An 18176-nucleotide genomic window follows, 5' to 3' on the forward strand; every position below is an offset into this window, starting at 1 on the left:
CAGCAAGTAGGCCGGGCTCGGCCAGGGTAGCCTTGTTCAATAGCCGTGAGTCTCCCACCAGGAGGTCATCGTGCCCTGCGATCTGATGCTCATTGCCTACGATGGGTCCGAGAACGCCAAGCGGGCCATCGAATACGCCGGGCGGTTCCTCAGCGCGAACAGAGCGATCGTGCTCACCGCGTGGGAGCCGATGGTGCGCCAAGCCGCCCGCCTGTCCGGACTGTCCGGGGTGATGCAGCCGGAATGGGTGCCCGACGACGAGATCGAGGACGTCGCCTACGTCGACGCCCGCACCATCAACACCGAGGGCGTCCGGCTGGCCAAGCTCGCCGGGCTCAATGCCGAGGCGCGCACCGCCGAATGCACGACGACCATCTGGAATGCCATCGTCGAATGCGCCGATGACCTGGACGTCGACATCATCGTGGCGGGCACCAGGGGAGCCACCGGCATTCGCGCACTGATGCACAGCAGCGTCGCCGACGCGGTCCTCAAGCACTGTCATCGCCCGGTCCTCATGGTTCCGCCGGGCAAGGAACCCGCTGCCAAAACTGGGTAGGTGCGGGCGGCCACGCGGCCAAGCGCATTGGCAAGGTCGCTTCCCCGTGAGCGAGCGAACCGAAGACACAGCCGCGTAGCGCGGTCACGTCGCGATCGAGGGTTGGCGAGGTCGCTTCGTGAGGGCGCTCACGGAGCGGGTTTCGGGGGTGGGGGCGGGGTTAGGGTCGAAGGACTATGGATGGATTCCTGCTTGCTCAGCCGGATGGGGTGGTCCGGACGTCCGGGAGCCGCGCCGCCTTCGACGAGGCGGAGCCCGCGATCGCCGCGCTGCGGGACGGCACCGCTGAGCTGATCGTCGGCGCGTTGCCGTTCGATCCGCGCAGGCCTGCCGCGCTGACGGTGCCCGAACACGCGCGGCACATGGCGGGGCCGTGGCGGCCCGCCGCCCTTCCCGACCTGCCCGCCGTCCAGTTCGTGACCGAAATCCCCAGTGCCGCTGAACATATCGCGCGCGTGACGAAACTCGTTGAGCAGCTGAACGATCCGGCACAACCACTGCAAAAGGTGGTCGCCGCCCGGTCGGTGATGGCCGAGGCGTCCGCCGCATTGGACCCCGAGCTCGTCGCGGCCCACCTGCTGGCCAGGCACCCACACGCCAATGTGTTCGCCGTCGACCTGTCCCCCGCCGGGCGAACAGGTGCGACGCTGGTCGGTGCCACGCCCGAGGTGCTGATCGCCCGGCACGGCGAGACGGTCACGCTACGCCCGTTGGCCGGCACAATGCCCAGGCTCGCCGACCCGGGTGCCGATGCCGTCCAGGCCCGAGAGCTGCTGTCCAGCACCAAGAATCGCGCCGAGCATGCCTTCGTCATCGAGTGGATCCGGGAGAAACTCGGCCCGGTCTGCGCCGAGCTGTGCATCCCCGACGGTCCGGAACTGATCAGCACGCCCGAGGTCTGGCATCTCGCCACCCCCATCACCGGGCGGCTGCGCGACCCCGCGACCACCGCGCTCGAACTGGCACTGTTGCTGCATCCCACGCCCGCCGTCTGCGGCACCCCGACCGACCTCGCGCTCGACACCATCGCCGATCTGGAGGAGGACCGCGGTTTCTATGGTGGCGCGGTCGGCTGGTGCGATGCGCGGGGCGACGGCTCGTGGGTGGTCGCCATCCGCTGCGCGGAACTGTCGGCCGACGGACGCACCGTGCACGCCTACGCGGGCGGCGGCATCGTCGCCGCCTCGGACCCGAAAACCGAGCTCGACGAAACCACGGCCAAGCTCCGCACCCTGCTCGGCGGGCTGCACTGCGCCATCCCCGCACACTGAGCCGGCGCGCTCGGCCGGGCCGTTGATAGCACCCGGAATCCCCGGTGATCGCCGCCTCAACCGGACTGCCGACCGACAATCGGCGGGCTGAACGCACCGGATACGGTTGCGGGCTGCTAGGTTGACCGGGAATGTGCCTGCATCGATGTATTGGAGTGCCGCAATGAAGTTTGCTGTTCCTGGTGTTGCGAGTGCTGTCGGCGGCGCCGTACTCGGCGTGATCGCGGTGCTCCTCGTCACGGTGGCGGTGCAGCAGAACTCGCGTCCCGACATCGACCGCAGCGGCGACAAGGACTCCTCGTTGCTGAACAACGTCGAGTACGGCAGTCGCTGAGCCGCTGACCCCCGCTTCACCCACCGACTCGCTCGGACCGGCGGCGCGGCGGCACAACACCGCGCCGCTCGGTAGACGCTGGTTCGCCGGGACGGTGCTCGCGGCGTTCCTGCTGACCTTCCTGCAGGCGCCGGGACGCACGGTCGCCGACACCAAGTACGACCTGGCGCAGAACCCGCTGGGTTTCCTCGAACGCGCCAGCCACCTGTGGAGCAGCCAGGCCCCGATGGGCCAGGTGCAGAACCAGGCTTACGGATACTTCTTCCCGCACGGCACGTTCTTCTCGCTCGGCCATGTGCTCGGCCTGCCCGCCTGGGCCACCCAGCGCATCTGGTGGGCGCTGCTGCTCATCGCCGGGTTCTGGGGCATCATCCGGCTCTGCGAGACCCTCGGCATCGGCACCCGCGGCTCCCGCATCATCGCCGCGACCGCGTTCGCGCTGTCTCCACGGGTGCTCACCACGCTCGGCTCCATCTCGTCCGAGACGCTGCCGATGATGCTGGCGCCTTGGGTGTTGCTGGCACCAGCGGCGCTGGGCATCCGCTATCGGAATCGACGGCGAACGGTCGATCCAGGTGGTGTTCGGCGGGACTCGGACGCGATTCGCAGGGCAGCGCACGCGCCGGATTCCGGTTCGTCGCGAGGTGACGGCCCTGCGCGGGCCGGGACCGACGCGGGCGCCGATCGGCCGACGCAACGCGGGCGGCGCGGTGGTGCCGAATCGGCGGCAGGCAGCGCGCTGGCACTGGCGCTGATGGGGTCGGTCAATGCCGTCGCCACGGTCGCGGCGTTCCTGCCCGCGCTGCTGTGGTGGGCGTCGTATCGGCCGAACAAGCAGTGGTGGCGCTTCACCATGGCCTGGGTGCCGCTGCTCGTGCTCGCCACGTTCTGGTGGGCGGTGCCGCTGCTGTTGCTCGGCAAGGTGAGCCCGCCGTTCCTGGATTACATCGAATCCTCCGGTGTGACAACGCAGTGGGCCTCGCTCGCCGAGGTGCTGCGCGGCACGGACAGTTGGACGCCGTTCGTCTCGCCCGAGCGCATCGCCGGTGCAGTGTTGGTGACCCAGCCCGCGGCGGTGCTCGCGACCGGGCTGCTCGCGGCGGCGGGCATGGCCGGACTGGCGATGCGGTCCATGCCGTACCGCGGCCGGTTGACGCTGATCCTGTGCGTCGGCCTGGTCGGCATCTGCGCCGGCTACGTCGGTGAACTGGGCGGGCCATTCGCGGAATCGGTGCGGCTGTTCCTGGATTCCGGTGGGGCACCGCTGCGCAATGTGCACAAGCTGGAACCGCTGATCCGAATTCCCTTGGTGCTCGGCCTCGCCCAGCTGCTGGCCCGGGTGCCGCTGCCCGCCTCGGTGCCGATGCCGGTGTGGCGCAGCGCGTTCGCGCATCCGGAGCGGGATCGTGCCGTCGCGGTGGCCGCGCTGATCCTCACCGCCCTGGCCCTGTCCACCTCGCTGGCCTGGACCGGCAAACTGGCCCCGCGCGGCGCCTACGACAAGGTGCCCGCGTATTGGCAGCAGACGGCGGACTGGTTGCAGGACAACGCTTCCGACACCAGGGCGCTGATCGTGCCCGGTGCCCCCTTCGGCAGTCAGGTCTGGGGACTGACGCGCGACGAACCGTTGCAGGCGTTGGCGAGCACGCCGTGGGCGGTCCGCGACGCCGTGCCGCTGAACCCGCCGGGCACCATCCGCGCGATGGATTCGGTGCAGCGACTGATCGCCGACGGCAGACCGTCGAACGGACTCGCGGCGACCCTGGCCGGGCAGGGCATCGGAATCCTGGTGTTGCGCAACGATCTCGATGCCGAGACATCGCGATCGACCCGGCCGATGCTGGCGCACCGGGCGATCGACGGATCCCCCGGCCTGGCCAAGGTCGCGGAGTTCGGTGCGCCGATCGAATCCGCGGTCATCGCTGAGGATCTCGTTGCGGACGGTGATCTACGGCCTGCCTACCCGGCGGTCGAGATCTACCGGGTGCAGACGCCGACGCCCGGCACACCGGCCGAGGTGCGCAGCGGAACCGGTGCGCCGCCGTCGTTCCCCGGCGCGTACACGGTGCCGCTCGACGCGTTACCCGTGGTGCAGGGCGGGCCCGAAGTGCTCGAACGCCTGCACCGCGATCCGGGCAGCACCGAGACGCCCGCCATGCTGGCCGCCGACGCGAGGCGCGCCGGACTGCCGATCGGACCGTTGACCGTCACCGACACCCCGATGGACCGGGAATCCGACTTCGGTCGCGTCGACAACCACAACTCCGCGCTGCGTGCGCCCGACGACGCCCGCCGCACCCACAACCTGGTGCCCGACTACCCGGTGCCCGGCACCGACCTGGTGCGCGGGGAATGGACGGGCGCGACCGTCACCGCGTCCAGTTCGGCCGCCGACGCCACCCAGCTGGGTGGCGCAGCGCCGGGCAGCTCTACCGCGGCCGTCGTCGACGGAGATCCGGCCACCGCGTGGATCAGCAACGGTTCCGAACCCGCGCTCGGGCAATGGCTACGACTCGATCTGGACCAGCCGATCCGGGTCGGCCAGCTGAGCTTCAGCACCAGCGCGGCCGCCATCGGCGATCCGGTGAAGTGGGTCGAGGTGCGCACCGCCAACGGCACCGTGGGTACCCGCATTACCGAACCCGGTACGCCGGTGTCGGTTTCGCTGCCAGCGGGCAAGACACAGTGGATCACCATCACCGCCATCCGCACCGAAAACGGCAAGCGCGGTGGACAGTTCGGCATCAGCGAGATCGCGCTCGACGACTACTCCGTCCGTGATCAGCCGGTCCCCGTCGACATCCGGCACCGGACCGTGCTTCCGCCGACCCCGGCGGGTGCGCAGATCCAGGCTTGGGATCTCGGGCAGGAATTCCCCGGGCGCAGTGCCTGTTTCGATTCGCCGGACCGAGTGCGCTGCAGCAAGGGTCTCGCGTTGGCACCCGAGGAACCGGGCAACTTTCAACGCACGCTGTCGGTGCCCGAACCCATGTCCGTCACGCCGGAGCTGACCGTCCGGACCCGGCAGGGTCCCGCACTGGAGGCGCTGCTCACCGACCACGACCGCCCGGTCGCCAGGGGCAAGGCCGACGTCGGAGACCTGCGTGGCGCCGCGTTCGCCGCCACCGATGGCGATCCGCGCACCAGTTGGACCGCGCCCGAGGACTCGGTGCGGGTACTGACCGGCGCCAAACCCACCCTGACGATCGAGCTGCCCGCCCCCACGCTGGTGACCGGACTGGAGCTGACCCCGTCGCTCGGCGGCCTGCCCGCCGCACCCACCTCGGTGGTGGTCAACCTCGGTGACGGCCCCCAAGTTCGTGAGCTGGACAAGAGCACCGCAGGTGCGCCGGCCCGAATCTCGCTGCACCCCACCGTGACCGATCGCATCGAGCTGAGCATCCGGGACTGGCAGCCCGTCCTGGACCGGACGGCAATGGGTTTCGTGCTCGCGCAGCCTGCGGGACTGGCCGAGGTGTCGGTGCTCGGCCCGGACTATCCCGCGCCCGCGGCGCTCGACCGGGAGATCACCGTCCCGTGCGAAATCGGCCCGACCATCAACATCGACGGACAACTACGGCGCACCACCGTCACCGCGACCGCGGCTGAACTACGCTCCGGCGCTCCCGTTCCCGCACGCGTCTGCGCGGAGGACGCTTCGCCGCAGCCCGATTCCGGTGCGCTCGGACTTTCGCAGGGTCGCGCCGACGTCACCGTCGGGCCGACCGACCTGTTCTTCGTCGACCGGCTCCGCCTCGACCGCACCGGGCTCGCCGCACCGGCCGCGCAGTCGTCCGGCACCCGCGTCCTCGTGCTGCCGCTGAGTACTAATGTAGGTTGGCAGGCAACAACTTCCGACGGGAAGACCCTCGATCCGGTGGTGATCGACGGCTGGCAGCAAGCCTGGCTGCTGCCGCCCGGCGCCACCGGTCCCGTCACCGTGTCGTTCCCTATCGACCGCTGGTACCGCCTCGGCATCTTCGGCGGACTCCTGCTGCTCCTGCCGCTGATAGCTCTGGCGATTCCGCGGCGCGCCCGCACCACCGCGAAACCGGTTGGCGCCGAGCTCAACATCGCGCCCGAGACCGCCGGCACGGCACCCGCCGCCGCAGCCCCCGCAACGCCCGACCTCGATACCGCATCGTCGGATGCCGCAGCCATCTCAGGCTCGGCCACCCCCACCGTCGATGCCTCGGCTCTCTCCAACTCGACCACCATCAGCACGGATGCTGTTGCCCACGTGCCGGATTCCACGCCACGAACGTGGGGCACCCGCTGGCTCGGGGCACTCGGCCTCGCGGCAGCAGCAACGCTGATCGCCGGTCCGGTCGGAACCATCGTCACCGCAGTAGTTCTCGCCGCCGTCCGGTTCTATCCACAGGTCACACCCCGAGCGCTCGTAGTCATCGCAGGCGTCGGCACGGCACTCTCCGCAGCAGCCCTGTCGACCGGACCGTGGCGCGCCTCGGGCGGCTACATGGGCGGCTCGCTGTGGGCGCAACTCCCCGCAGTCCTCGCGGTGATCGCCGTCGGCGTCGCCGCACTGCCGCCGCCTCGGCCATTCGGGCTGCGCCGCAACGGACCTCGTTGATAATGTGACGCCGCGTGAGGGAATGTGCCGAATGCGGTTTCGTCTACGACCTGACCCGCGCGACCGATGTCGCGCCGCTGGCCAGAGAGCACGCCGTGGAGTACGCGGACCTGCTCCTCACCGACTCACCGAAGTTACGGCGGCGACCCGAGCCCGACACCTGGTCGCCGCTCGAGTACGCCTGCCACATGCGGGATGTGCTTCTCGTGCAACGGGAACGCGCACTGGCCGCCCGGCGCAGCACGACCCCCGACGCCACCCCGATGGGCCGGGACGAGCGCGTCGAGCACGACGGGTACCTCGACCAGAAGCCCTCGGACGTCGGCCGCCAGCTTCGGGACGCGGCGCAACTGTTCGCCAATGTGCTGGAACGACTGAGCGGCGACGACTGGGAGCGGACGCTGATCTACAGCTACCCCGAGCCGCAGGAACGTTCGCTGCGCTGGCTCGCGCTGCACACCCTGCACGAACTCCGGCACCACTTGCTCGACATGCACCGGCAACTGGATACCTGAGCGCGCCGGGCGATCACGGCGCCGCGAGGCGGTCTTCCTCTTCGACTTCCTCGGCCGGCTTCGCCCGGTCCCGCCTGCGCGCCCACTGCCGCACCGGCTCCTCGATCAGCGCGTAGCTGGCCGCGGCGACGGGCAGGGTCAGCGCGATGGTGAGGATGAGGACGTAGCCGAAGTCGCCGCTGAACGGCAGGATCCCGAACACCGGGAACACCACCCACAGCACCGCGAGATGCCAGAGGAAGATCCCGTAGGACCAGCGCCCGATGGTCGCGGCCACCCGCGATTTCAGCCACCGATGCCCGCTGCTCGGGTCGCCGAGCACCAGCGGGGCGAGCAGCGCGAAGCCGATGATCGCGCCCAGCGCCATCTTCGCCGCGTACTGCCACGGCTGGGCGTGCGTCAGTCCGGCGGGGCCGCCGATATCGGTGGCCGAGATGAGGAAAGCAATCAGCGCGATGATCCACATCAACGGTTGATTTCCGGCGAGCGTGCGCCATTTCGATAGCCGTTCGCTACCAAAAGAAAGTTCTGCCAGCACCATTCCCATCGCGAACCACGGCAGATATCCGGGCAGCCAATTGTCGGAATGGATGGCGTCCGGAGTCGGCACCGGAATGAAGTTCCAACTCAACGACACCGCGGCCAGACCGAGCAGTACCGGCACCCGCCACCGAGCGGTGCTGCCGCGCAACCAGACCACCGCGAACGCCAGCAACGGCAGCACCAGATAGAAGGCCACCTCGACCGAGAGGCTCCACATCTGGGTCAGCCCATCGGTCAGTGTCAGCGGCACGAACACCTGCAGCAACGCCAGATTCGACACCCAGACGCGTAGCCCCGCCGTGCCCGCCGCACTCGGCAGCAGCACCAGAACCGCGCACACCACAACCCAATACGCAGGCAGGATGCGTGCGGCGCGATGCCGCAGGTAGTAGCCGAGCGTCGGCGCGTTACCCAGCCCGCGGGCCGCGGCGGCATGCGGGCGCCAGAGCAGAAAGCCGGAGAGTGCGAAGAACACCGCGACCGCCATATCGAAGCGGCCCCACACCCGCCCGAGCACCGGGGTGCCCGCGGCGCCGGTCTGGAAGGCGACGTGCGTCAGCAGCACACCGAGCGCGGCCAGCCCGCGCATGCCTTCGAGCGCGGGCAGAAAGGCGCGTGCCGGAACCGATTCGGTCGCCGGGGCGACCGCGACGGCGGAAGTGGACGGGGATGCGGTCATCGGACTCCAGTCTGCCTTGCCAATTCTTAGGTGATAACCCCACGTTTCACATTTCGCGCTAAACTCGGGCGATTTCTCGGCCGTTTCCGGCCTCGGCGCCGCATGGTACGTCACCGGACTGTTAGTGTCGGGGCTCACGAGTGCCGCGGGAGGCCCGCCGTACTCGCCGGAACGACCCTGTTCTACGACGAGGAGAGTTTGCATGGCACTGAGTGCCGGAACCAGAAGGACGGTGGCCTGCCTGCTCGTGGGTCTCGGCGCGTTGCTGATTGTCGCCGCGCTGCTGATCCCGACTTACACCGTCGGCAAACTGTCGAAGACTCCTCTCGATCTCGAGATCACCACGATCGCGACCAACGCGCCGGGCGAGGAAAGCCTGGTGCTCGACTCCAAGTCGCTCAGCGCGCCCGAGGGTGCCGCGAAGATCGATACGAACGTGCCGCTGGTCTCGCAGCGCTTCCTCACCGTCGAGGAGCCCTCCGACGCCACCGAGATGACGGTGCAGGCGGGTCAGACGCTGCGGCGCATCGACAAGCAGGGCGACACCGGCCTGCTCACCGCGAGCATCGACCGGGTCACCATCGACCGCAAGACCGGCGAGCCGGTCTCGAAGGAGCCGAACGGCTCCATCGCGGTCAACGTGGACAAGGAGATGAAGTCGGTCGCGGATCCGGTGCAGCACACCGGTTTGCAGTACCGGTTCCCGATCGGGACCGAGCAGAAGACCTACCCGTACTTCGATCTCAACGCGCGCAAGACGTTCGACATCAACTACGTCGGCGAGACCGAGATCAACAGCATGAAGGTCTACCACTTCCAGCAGACCATCCCGGCGACCAACCTGAACGACGTGGTGAAGGCGCCGACCAACCGGCTCACCTTCCCCGCCGCGAAGTGGGGCGTGCCCGGCGACGGCGACGTCACCATGTCGCGCTGGTACACCAACACCCGCGACGTGTGGGTCGAGCCGAAGACCGGCACCGTGATCAAGGGTGGCGAGCAGCTGCACCTGTACTACGGCCGTGACTCCAAGCCCGAGGTCACCGCGCTGAAGTCGCACATCGTGTTCGACGAGAACACCATCGAGTCGCAGATCTCGGTGGCCAAGGAGAACATCGACAAGCTGTCGCTGTACGGGCGCATCATGCCGATCGTGCTCGGCGTGCTCGGTGTGATCGCACTGATCGTCGGCATCATCCTCGGCGTCCGTGGTGGCGGTTCGACGCCCGCTCCGGCGCGCGGCGGTGGACCGCTGAGCCAGGGACGCGGTGGACCGGCACCGGCCGGTGGTGGTGCGCGTCGCGTGGACAACGATCCGCCGACCGAGCAGATCAACGTCACGAAACAACCTTGATGTAGCTGAAGATTCGGCCCCCGGTCCTTGTGACCGGGGGCCGTTTTGTTGCGCCTCCCCGGGTGTGCACCACCGGTAGCGACGATCAGTTGGGGCACCGCGCCAACCGCCGGTAGCGAAGTCAGATGGACGCTGAGGCGACCGCCGGTAGCGGCAGTGATCGGCTCAGCTCGTCGAAAGGCTTGCTACAGCTGGGGTTCGGGTTCGTGGCGACGGACATTGCTGTCTCGATCGGCGGTGCGCAGGACGATCACGGCGACCACGAGGGTGGTGGCGGCCGCGACGGAGGCAACGGTGGTGATCAGCGTCGGGATGGAGCGGGCGAACGAAACCATCAGTGCCACTTCGACGGCCAAGCCGAGCCAGGTCAGCGCGGCGAGAGCGGTGCGGTCCACGGCGATCGCCGAGAGCATCGCGCCCTGCAGGACCGCGAGGATGGCGCCGTGCAACGCGAACAGCCACAGCAAGCCTTGGATGGGGGCGTAGTCCTGGCCGGCCAGCAGCGGAGCCAGTGGTGCGGCGAGCGCGGCACCGAGCACCGCCACGATGCCGATGCCCGACAAGACCGCGAGCGCCGATCTGATCGCCTGCGCCGAATGCGTGGGCTGCGCCATCCGCGGGTACAGCACCACACCGACCGCCTGCGGCAACCAGAATGCGATCTTCGCGGCGATGGTGCCGAGTGCGTACCGGCTGGCATCCGCTTCGTCGAGGACCATGCGGACCACGATCAGATCCGTGGACGATAACGCCATCAACGCCGCCTGCACCTGCGCGGCGCGCAGCACCGGCAGCACACCGACGGCGTCGTCCTCGTCGGTTCCAGCACGTGACCTCGGGGTTGGCGACCCCGCGACGAACCGGGCGAACGCCGCGGCCGCCGCGACACCTACCGCCGCCGCACACAACGCCAGCGCGGCCCCACCGCCTACAGCGAGCAGCACCAGCGCGGGCGCGACCCGAAGGATGCCCGCGGCACCGAGCACCACGCCCAAGGCCCGAAACCGCCTGCCACCCTGGAGAACTCCCTGTTCACCGGAGAGCAGCACCAGCGCGGGGGCCGCACCGAGCGCGGCAGCACACGCGGCGACCCCGACGTTCAACGCAGCGGTCACCACCGGCACCAGCACCGCGACCACCACCGCGACGATCACCGCGCACCGCCATTGCAGGCGCCGCAGCGCCGCGACACTCGCCCCCCGGACCAGCTCCCTGGCCACCACGTTCTGCAACGCCAGCGCGGGCACCGCACACAACAACTGCACCGCGAGCAGACTCGCGAACTCGCTGTACCCGGATACCCCGAGCCACCGTCCGGCCAGCAGCTGCAAGAGGTACCCGGCCACGTTGGCCGTCATTGCCCCCGCCGTCACCAACGTCAGATCCGCCACCACAGGAAACCGACGGACAGCAGACACGCCCGCCATCGTCCCACCCGACCGTAGCCGCCGATATCCCGCCCCGCCGGGGCGAACCGGTCAGCGGGACTGTCGGCGCTCGAGCTTCCAGCGGACGTACTCGCCGAGCGGGATATCCGGGCGCTTCAGGAACGCTTTGGGTCGACGCGCACGCAGCCGGATTTCGGCGGCGTCCGATACCTCGACGTCGACCGGGCCGGTCGCACCGAGCAGATCCTGGTGCGCGCGGTGCCGGTTGGCGCGGTGCACTCTGGCTCGCTTGCGTGGCAGATTCTTGCGCGACGCCTTGTCGTTCTCGCCGTAGGTGTTGCGGCGGTCCTTGGCGTAGCTCAGCTGCTTCTTCTCCTGCGGAGATTTCCTCACCACCGAGTGAGGATATGGCCGGCGCGGACGCCTGCCGAATTCTTTTCCGACCGTGGCGGCACCGGGTGCGGGGCGGTCGGACCGTAGGGTGCACAAGCGTGAGGGCGAGCGGTCTCGGGCAACGGAGCCGGTGGGTGACGGTGGTGCCTGCCGGGTACAGCGCGGTGTTGGCGCTGCTCATCGTCGGGCCGCTGCTCGGTTCCGGGTACTTGTTGCTGCGGGATGCGGTGAGTACGCCGCGGTCTTATGCGACCGATTCGGCGCTGGGGCTCGGGGATGCCGCTCCGCGTGCGGTGCCGCAGGATGCGTTGCTGGCTTGGCTGTCGCCGGTCATCGATGGTGGGTTGATCGTCAAGGCGATACTGCTCGTCGCGCTGTGGGCGGCGGGCTACGGGGCTGCCGTGCTGGCGCGGGAATTGCTGGGAGTGCCGGTCGGTGCACAGCTGGTCGCGACGACGGTGGCGCTGTGGAATCCGTACGTGGCCGAACGCCTGCTGCAAGGCCACTGGAGTCTGCTCGCCGGGTACGCCGCGCTGCCGTGGGTTGCGTTGGCTGCGTATCGGATTCGCGGCTCGGCGCGGCACGGCTCCGTGAGCGCGTGGGCAGGCTTGGTGGCAAGCCTTGCCGCAGCGGGACTCACGCCGACCGGTGCGCTACTGGCCGGAATCACCGCGCTGTCGCTAGTCGGGCGGCGGCATCTCGCCACTGTGCTCGCCGTGCTGATTGCGGCGTCCGCACCCTGGCTGGCCGCCACCGCGCTGTCCGGGGCGGGCGGCTCGCCCTCTGATCCGGCGGGCATTGCCGCGTTCGCCGCCCGCGCCGAGCCTGGTCTCGGCACGCTCGGCAGCCTGGCCGGGCTCGGCGGCATCTGGAACGGCGACGCGGTACCCGATTCCCGCACCACACTTCTCGCGTTGATCGGGACCGTACTGCTGCTCGTCATTGTCGCGACGGGGGTGCGGTCAGTAGTCACCGGCGGCACCGACCCGGATCAGCGATACCTCCGTCGCGCACTGGTCGTGCTCGCGGCGCTCGCCGTCCTGCTGCCCACCCTCGGCGCGACACCGTGGGGCATGCAGGTGCTGGAGTGGCTCGTCGCGCACGTGCCCGGTGCAGGTCTGCTGCGGGACACCCAGAAGTACGTGGCACTGGCGATGCCCGCCTACGCGCTGTGTGCCGCGGCGGGTTGCGGAGTTATCGCCCAGCGGTTCTCGGCTGCTGCTGACCATCCACACGGCGCGGAAGCCATCGCACGGCAAGGGATCGACCCTGTGCCGGCGGACGACACGAGCGGCACGAGCGGCACGAGCGGCACGGACGACCGAGCCTCATCGCCGAGTGTCGCTGCCTCGATGACGGGCTCGGTCGTCACACGCTCGGTCGCAACGATTTTCATCGCGCTTCTGGTGCTGCCCCTCCTCGATCTCGCGTGGGGCGCCAGCGGCGCGGTGCGCCCGGTGCACTACCCAGCCGGATGGCAGCAAGTTGCCGAAAAAGTGGATGGGCCCGGCGATGTCGCGGTTCTCCCGGGTGGCATGTTCCGCAAGTTCCGGTACAGCGGAAAAGCTCCGGTGCTGGACCCCGCGCCACGCATGCTGCCCAACGACGTGCTGCAGACCGGCGAGCTCCCGGTGCGCGGCCGTACCGTGTCCGGCGAGGGCGCCCGTGCCCGCGCCGTGGAAGCGCTACTGCTGCACGGTGGTTCGGCCCAGGAGCTGGCGGCGAACGGCATCGGCTGGGTGCTCGTCGAGCACGGCACCCCAGGCCCGCTCGGTGATTCGAAAACAACACTCGCACAGCTGGATCCGGTGTTCCACGATGCCGACCTCACGCTGTACCGGGTACCCGGAGCCATCCAGCAGCGCAGTGTTTCAGCGATGGATCGGACCCTTGTCATTGCGGCGCACGCACTTTGGGTGACACTGCTGGTCGGCGGCGCGCTCATCGCAGCAGTGGCGCGCCCTGCTCATCACAGACGCTGATCAAGCCTGCGCGTGCCCCGCCGCGATGACCTGCCGTTCAAACGGCGACGGCGCGGCGGGCATGGCGGCGAACCGCAAACGCAAGACTGTTCAGTGTTCGGAGCGCGGAGCAATCAATCCAGAGGTGTGCTCACCACGCGCGACAGCAGCCAGCACGTCGTACACACCGTTTCCGGTTTGCTCCCAAGAGAATTCACGGGCTCGCGAGCGCGCCTTCTCCCCCATGACGGTGCGCGCGGCGTGCTCGTCGAGCAATTCGCCTACCGCGTCGGCCAATTGGGCGACGTCATCGACCAGGACGCCGGTGACGCCGTCGACGATGGAGTCGGTGAGCCCGCGCGAGCTGCGGTAGCCGATGGTCGGCACACCGTGCTGGGCGGCCTCGATCACCGCAAGGCCCCACCCTTCTTTGCGCGAGGGCAGCACGTGCACCCAAGCGCGGGAGAGCAGTTCGTGTTTGCGGCGCTCGTCCACGTGGCCGTGAAAGGTCACGGCGTCGGCGATGGCGAGGTCGTGCGCGTCGGCCTTCAGGTTGTCCGCCCACCAGCCGTCGCCGATCACGTCCAGGTGCAGGCCGGGGATGCGGGTGCGTAGTCGCGCGACCACGGCGAGCGCGTCCTCGATCTGCTTGTGCGGCACCAGGCGCGAGAGCACCACGATCCGTGGGTTCGCGGTGCGGGTTTCGGTGGCGCCGGTCGGGGCGTCGGCGGGCACCGGTTCGGCGCCGTTGCGCACCACCGCGATCCGGGACTGTTCGACGCCGAGGGTGGCCAGTTCTTCGGCCGAGGGCAGCGAGACGGTCAGGTACTGGTTGCGCCGATGCACCCGGGGCGAGAGCCGCGACTCGATCCACCAGCCGATCCGGCCGACCAGCCGTCCGGCGACGGGCCACTGCTCCCGGTGCCCGTGGTGCACGAGGACCACGGACGGCGCCTTGGTGGCGGCGGTGGCGAAGAACGGGATGCCGTTCTGGGTGTCGATGACCGCGTCGGGCCGCAGGCCGCGCAACGGTCCGAGGCCGAGTCGGCCGAGTGCCATGGCGGCCAGTGCCCGTGGATAGACGGAGAAGCGACCGCCCGCGCGACTGATGTCGATGCCGTCGATGCGTTCGCGTTTCGCCGCCCCGGGGTAGCGGGCGGTGCGCAGGGTGACCTTGACCCCGCGTGCGGCGAGCTGCGCGCCGACCTGTTCGAGGTACCGCTCGCTGCCGCCGCCCTGCGGGTGCCCGGTGTCACGCCAGCACAGCAGGAGGACTTCGCGCACGGTCGAGCTTCTCTCGGTCAGGTGGTCCCGGTCGGGAACATCGGATATCGCGCTACACCCTAACCCGAGCTCCGCGACAGCAGCTGATCACCGAGCAGTCGGCAGGTTATGCGAGACTCGGCGCCGTGTTGAAAGCCGAAAAGACGCCCGCCGACGGTGCGCGAGCGCGCGCACCGCGGTTCGCGCGCCGGGCGACGCTGCGCCGGTCGTTGCGGTTGCTCGGTAGTTTCCGGTTCGAGCAGACCGATCCGGCGGTGTTCTACGGCGGCCTGGCCGAGGACAGCGCGGCGATGCTCGGCGATTTCTACACAGATCTCACGGGTGCGGATCTGGCGGGGGCGACGATCCTGGATGTCGGGGGCGGACCGGGCTATTTCGCCGACGAGTTCGTCAAGACGGGTGCCCGGTACATTCCGGTCGAGCCGGATCCGTCGGAGATGCACGCGGCCGGACTATCCGTGGCGGGTGCGGTGCGCGGCTCGGGGATGGCGCTGCCGTTTCGCGACGACGCGGTGGATATCTGCTTCTCGTCGAATGTCGCCGAACATGTGGCAAAGCCGTGGCTGATGGCGGACGAGATGGTGCGGGTGACCCGGCCGGGCGGGCTGATCGTCTTGTCGTACACGGTCTGGCACGGTCCGTTCGGCGGCCACGAGACGGGGCCGTGGCATTACCTCGGTGGCGAGTACGCCGCGCGGCGGTATCGCCGCAAGCACGGCAAGGAACCCAAGAACCGGTTCGGCACTTCGCTGTTCGCGGTGCGCGCGTCGGACGGGTTGCGCTGGGCGGCAAGCACTTCCGCCGACGTGCAGACAATCTTTCCGCGATATCACCCACGCTGGGCGTGGTGGCTGGTCCGTATCCCGATGGTCCGCGAGTTGCTGGTGAGCAATTTGGTCGTGGTGGCAACCAAGAAGTAGCTCTAGTGCTCCAGCCAGCCGCGTCGCCAGTTACGCCTGCCGCACGGCTCGTGCGCGGGCCGCGTCCAGGGGGATTCCTGGATAGCCAGCCCCACGGTCTCCAGCGTGGTCAGTCCGACCTGATCAGCTAATGCTCCGACAACGGCGACGGCCTCGGCGGCCTGCATGGCCGCGGTCGCTTGCTCGATGGTCAGCGTCCGGCCCGGTAGGAAGGAGACGCCCCATCCTCCCGCACCAACACTCTTCGCTTGATGCTCGGTTTGATCGCTGGTCATCAGCGCCCGGTCGACCACTTGCACCGCCATGACTCAGGCTCCCCAATGTGGTATCGGTTCAGGAATCGAGCGAGCTGATCAGTAGCTATCAGCATCCTCTTTCCAGCAACAGAACGCAATAGTGCGTTCTACGAAAAGCGAACCGACGGGTTGGCATTGGTCCTGCTCAGCGGGACTGGGTGGACGCAGAACTGAAACAGGTTACAGACAACGCAGTGGCAAAACTGTAACGTGTTCTCATGCATTACGACAGCTTGTTCATCGGCGGCCGCTGGACCGCGCCAGCCAGCACCGAGCGCGTTCAGGTCATCTCGCCGGCCACGGTCGAGCCGGTGGGCAGCGTCCCCGCGGTGGCCCGCGCCGACGTCGACGCCGCGGTCGCCGCGGCCCGGCACGCCTTCGATCACGGCCCATGGCCGTCCACCCCGCCCGAAGAGCGGGCCCAAGTACTCACCCGCGTCGCGCGACTGATCGAGGAACGCTCGGCCGAGCTGATGGCCGCGCTCACCGCCGAGATGGGCGCGCCGCAGATGATCGCGATGACGCTCAACCAGATTCCCGCGGTGGCCGCGCTCGACGCCTACGCTGGGCTCGCGAAGTCGTTCCCGTGGACCGAGACCCGCACCGGCATGTTCGGCACCACACGCGTCAGCCGGGAGCCGCGCGGTGTCGTCGCGGCCGTCACGGCGTGGAACGTGCCGCTGTTTCTCGCGGCCAACAAACTTGCGCCGTCGTTGCTGGCGGGCTGCACCGTGGTGCTCAAACCCGCACCGCTGACGCCGATCACCGCCAATATGCTGGCGGACATCTTCACCGAAGCGGGCCTGCCCGAGGGCGTGCTCTCGGTGCTGCCCGCCGAGGCCGAGGCGGCCGAGTATCTGGTCTCGCACCCCGGTGTCGACAAGGTCACCTTCACCGGCAGCACGGCGGTGGGCAAGAAGATCGGCGCGATCGCTACCGGTCAGCTCAAGAGCGTCTCGCTCGAGCTCGGCGGCAAGTCCGCGGCAATCTTGTTGCCGGACATGGATATCGCGGGCATTCCGGTGCTCGCCTTCTCCGGTCTGATGAACAGCGGACAGGGTTGCGTCGCGCAGACCCGAATCCTGGCCCCGCGCAGCAGGTATGACGAGATCCTCGACGCGCTGGTCGAGCACGTGAAGACCATGAAGGTCGGCGACCCGAACGATCCGACCGTGCAGCTGGGCCCGCTGATCTCGGAGCGTCAGCGCGAGCGGGTCGAGGGCTATATCGCCAAGGGCAAGGCCGAGGGCGCGCGGCTCGTGCTCGGCGGCGGGCGGCCCGAGGGGCTGGATCGCGGCTGGTTCGTCGAGCCGACCATCTTCGCCGATGTGGACAACAAGTCGACCATCGCTCAGGAGGAGATCTTCGGCCCGGTGCTGTCGGTGATCCCCTACGAGACCGAGGACGAAGCCGTGGCCATTGCCAACGACTCGGTGTACGGCCTGGCCGGATCGGTGTGGACCGCAGACGTCGAGCACGGGGCCGAACTCGCCGCGCGGGTGCGCACCGGGACGTTCGCGATCAACTGGTACGCGTTCGATCCCAGCTCACCGTTCGGCGGCTACAAGGCCTCCGGACTCGGGCGCGAGAACGGCCCGGAGGGTCTCGACGCATTCTGCGAACAGAAGTCGCTGCTCATGCCCATGGGCTGGACGGGCTGATCAGTCGGTCGGCATGACCACCCGCAGGACGGGCTCGCTGTGGCGGCCCGTGAGGCTCGGCGCGTCGACGATCTCGACGCGCCAGCCCGGGGGCAGGACCGCCTGCAAACGCCCGGCAGCGCGGCGTAGCGGCGTGCTAGCGGTCGCCAGTTCGAAGCCGGCAACCAGGGGGGCGATGGACGCCCCGGTCTCCAGATCGGTCATGCTCCAACCACCTCTCGCGCGTCGATCCCATCGTTCGCCGCGAGCATCGCGGGAAACCGATGTCGATAGGGAAGTAGTTCAGTCGATCAGTTAACTTTTAGCAATCGGACTGGTAGGTCATGAGACCAAGAACACGGCAAGCATAAGCCACTTGTGCGCAAACCTCGCACACCGGGCAACTACCCCATATCGAGCTGCCGCAAACGTTGGGTGCTCGTGACCT

At 68.9% G+C, this 18176-nt stretch carries 15 protein-coding genes; 9 read left to right on the plus strand and 6 right to left on the minus strand.

Features of this window, described 5'->3' with window-relative positions; translation table 11 throughout:
- Positions 1-70 precede the first annotated feature (70 nt).
- The 5 genes from DBO33_RS00500 (at position 71) to DBO33_RS00520 (ending at position 7270) form a co-directional block, all read left to right on the plus strand.
- Positions 71-559 (plus strand): universal stress protein, encoded by a 489-nt coding sequence (locus DBO33_RS00500; RefSeq protein WP_107653285.1) that lies wholly within the window; start codon positions 71-73, stop codon positions 557-559.
- Positions 560-735: 176 nt separating this feature from the next.
- A complete protein-coding gene (locus tag DBO33_RS00505) occupies positions 736-1830 on the plus strand; it encodes an isochorismate synthase (protein WP_107653286.1) in 1095 nt (364 codons plus the stop codon).
- 163 nt (positions 1831-1993) lie between these two features.
- A complete protein-coding gene (locus DBO33_RS00510; protein ID WP_083894819.1) occupies positions 1994-2164 on the plus strand; it encodes a DUF2613 domain-containing protein in 171 nt (56 codons plus the stop codon).
- Between the two features lie 4 nt (positions 2165-2168).
- Positions 2169-6755 carry an alpha-(1->3)-arabinofuranosyltransferase domain-containing protein gene (locus DBO33_RS43765; protein ID WP_107653287.1) on the plus strand — a complete coding sequence of 1529 codons (4587 nt, stop codon included), beginning with the start codon at positions 2169-2171 and terminating at the stop codon, positions 6753-6755.
- Between the two features lie 95 nt (positions 6756-6850).
- On the plus strand, positions 6851-7270 hold the full coding sequence (locus tag DBO33_RS00520) for a DinB family protein (RefSeq protein ID WP_370465416.1): 420 nt from the start codon (positions 6851-6853) through the stop codon (positions 7268-7270).
- 13 nt (positions 7271-7283) lie between these two features.
- On the opposite strand, the gene DBO33_RS00525 is transcribed toward DBO33_RS00520, so the two are convergent.
- Entirely contained in the window at positions 7284-8492 is a 1209-nt protein-coding gene (locus tag DBO33_RS00525; protein ID WP_107653288.1) for an acyltransferase family protein, read from the minus strand.
- A 202-nt stretch (positions 8493-8694) separates the two neighbouring features.
- On the opposite strand from DBO33_RS00525, the gene DBO33_RS00530 reads away from it, so the two are divergent.
- Positions 8695-9846, plus strand: coding sequence for a DUF3068 domain-containing protein (locus tag DBO33_RS00530; RefSeq protein ID WP_107653289.1), 1152 nt, complete (start codon positions 8695-8697; stop codon positions 9844-9846).
- 185 nt (positions 9847-10031) lie between these two features.
- Here DBO33_RS00530 and DBO33_RS00535 read toward each other — a convergent pair whose 3' ends face one another.
- A complete protein-coding gene (locus DBO33_RS00535) occupies positions 10032-11273 on the minus strand; it encodes a polysaccharide biosynthesis protein (protein ID WP_107653290.1) in 1242 nt (413 codons plus the stop codon).
- A gap of 51 nt (positions 11274-11324) precedes the next feature.
- Positions 11325-11630: a hypothetical protein gene (locus tag DBO33_RS00540; RefSeq protein WP_107653291.1), complete on the minus strand. Its 306-nt coding sequence runs from the start codon at positions 11628-11630 to the stop codon at positions 11325-11327.
- Positions 11631-11770: 140 nt separating this feature from the next.
- Between DBO33_RS00540 and DBO33_RS00545 the strand changes: the two genes are divergently transcribed.
- Positions 11771-13609 (plus strand): hypothetical protein, encoded by a 1839-nt coding sequence (locus DBO33_RS00545; RefSeq protein ID WP_325050791.1) that lies wholly within the window; start codon positions 11771-11773, stop codon positions 13607-13609.
- Between the two features lie 90 nt (positions 13610-13699).
- On the opposite strand, the gene DBO33_RS00550 is transcribed toward DBO33_RS00545, so the two are convergent.
- Positions 13700-14872, minus strand: a complete 1173-nt coding sequence (locus DBO33_RS00550; RefSeq protein WP_107653292.1) for a glycosyltransferase family 4 protein — start codon at positions 14870-14872, stop codon at positions 13700-13702.
- Between the two features lie 125 nt (positions 14873-14997).
- Here DBO33_RS00550 and DBO33_RS00555 point away from each other — a divergent pair, with 125 nt between their 5' ends.
- Positions 14998-15792: a class I SAM-dependent methyltransferase gene (locus tag DBO33_RS00555; protein ID WP_107653293.1), complete on the plus strand. Its 795-nt coding sequence runs from the start codon at positions 14998-15000 to the stop codon at positions 15790-15792.
- 2 nt (positions 15793-15794) lie between these two features.
- On the opposite strand, the gene DBO33_RS00560 is transcribed toward DBO33_RS00555, so the two are convergent.
- Positions 15795-16097: a hypothetical protein gene (locus DBO33_RS00560; protein WP_107653294.1), complete on the minus strand. Its 303-nt coding sequence runs from the start codon at positions 16095-16097 to the stop codon at positions 15795-15797.
- Between the two features lie 209 nt (positions 16098-16306).
- Here DBO33_RS00560 and DBO33_RS00565 point away from each other — a divergent pair, with 209 nt between their 5' ends.
- On the plus strand, positions 16307-17749 hold the full coding sequence (locus DBO33_RS00565) for an aldehyde dehydrogenase (RefSeq protein WP_107653295.1): 1443 nt from the start codon (positions 16307-16309) through the stop codon (positions 17747-17749).
- Here DBO33_RS00565 and DBO33_RS00570 read toward each other — a convergent pair whose 3' ends face one another.
- Entirely contained in the window at positions 17750-17953 is a 204-nt protein-coding gene (locus tag DBO33_RS00570) for a hypothetical protein (protein WP_107653296.1), read from the minus strand. It lies immediately after the preceding gene.
- Positions 17954-18176: the final 223 nt, after the last annotated feature.

The sequence above is a fragment of the Nocardia suismassiliense genome (assembly GCF_900269665.1).
GTDB lineage: Bacteria > Actinomycetota > Actinomycetes > Mycobacteriales > Mycobacteriaceae > Nocardia > Nocardia suismassiliense.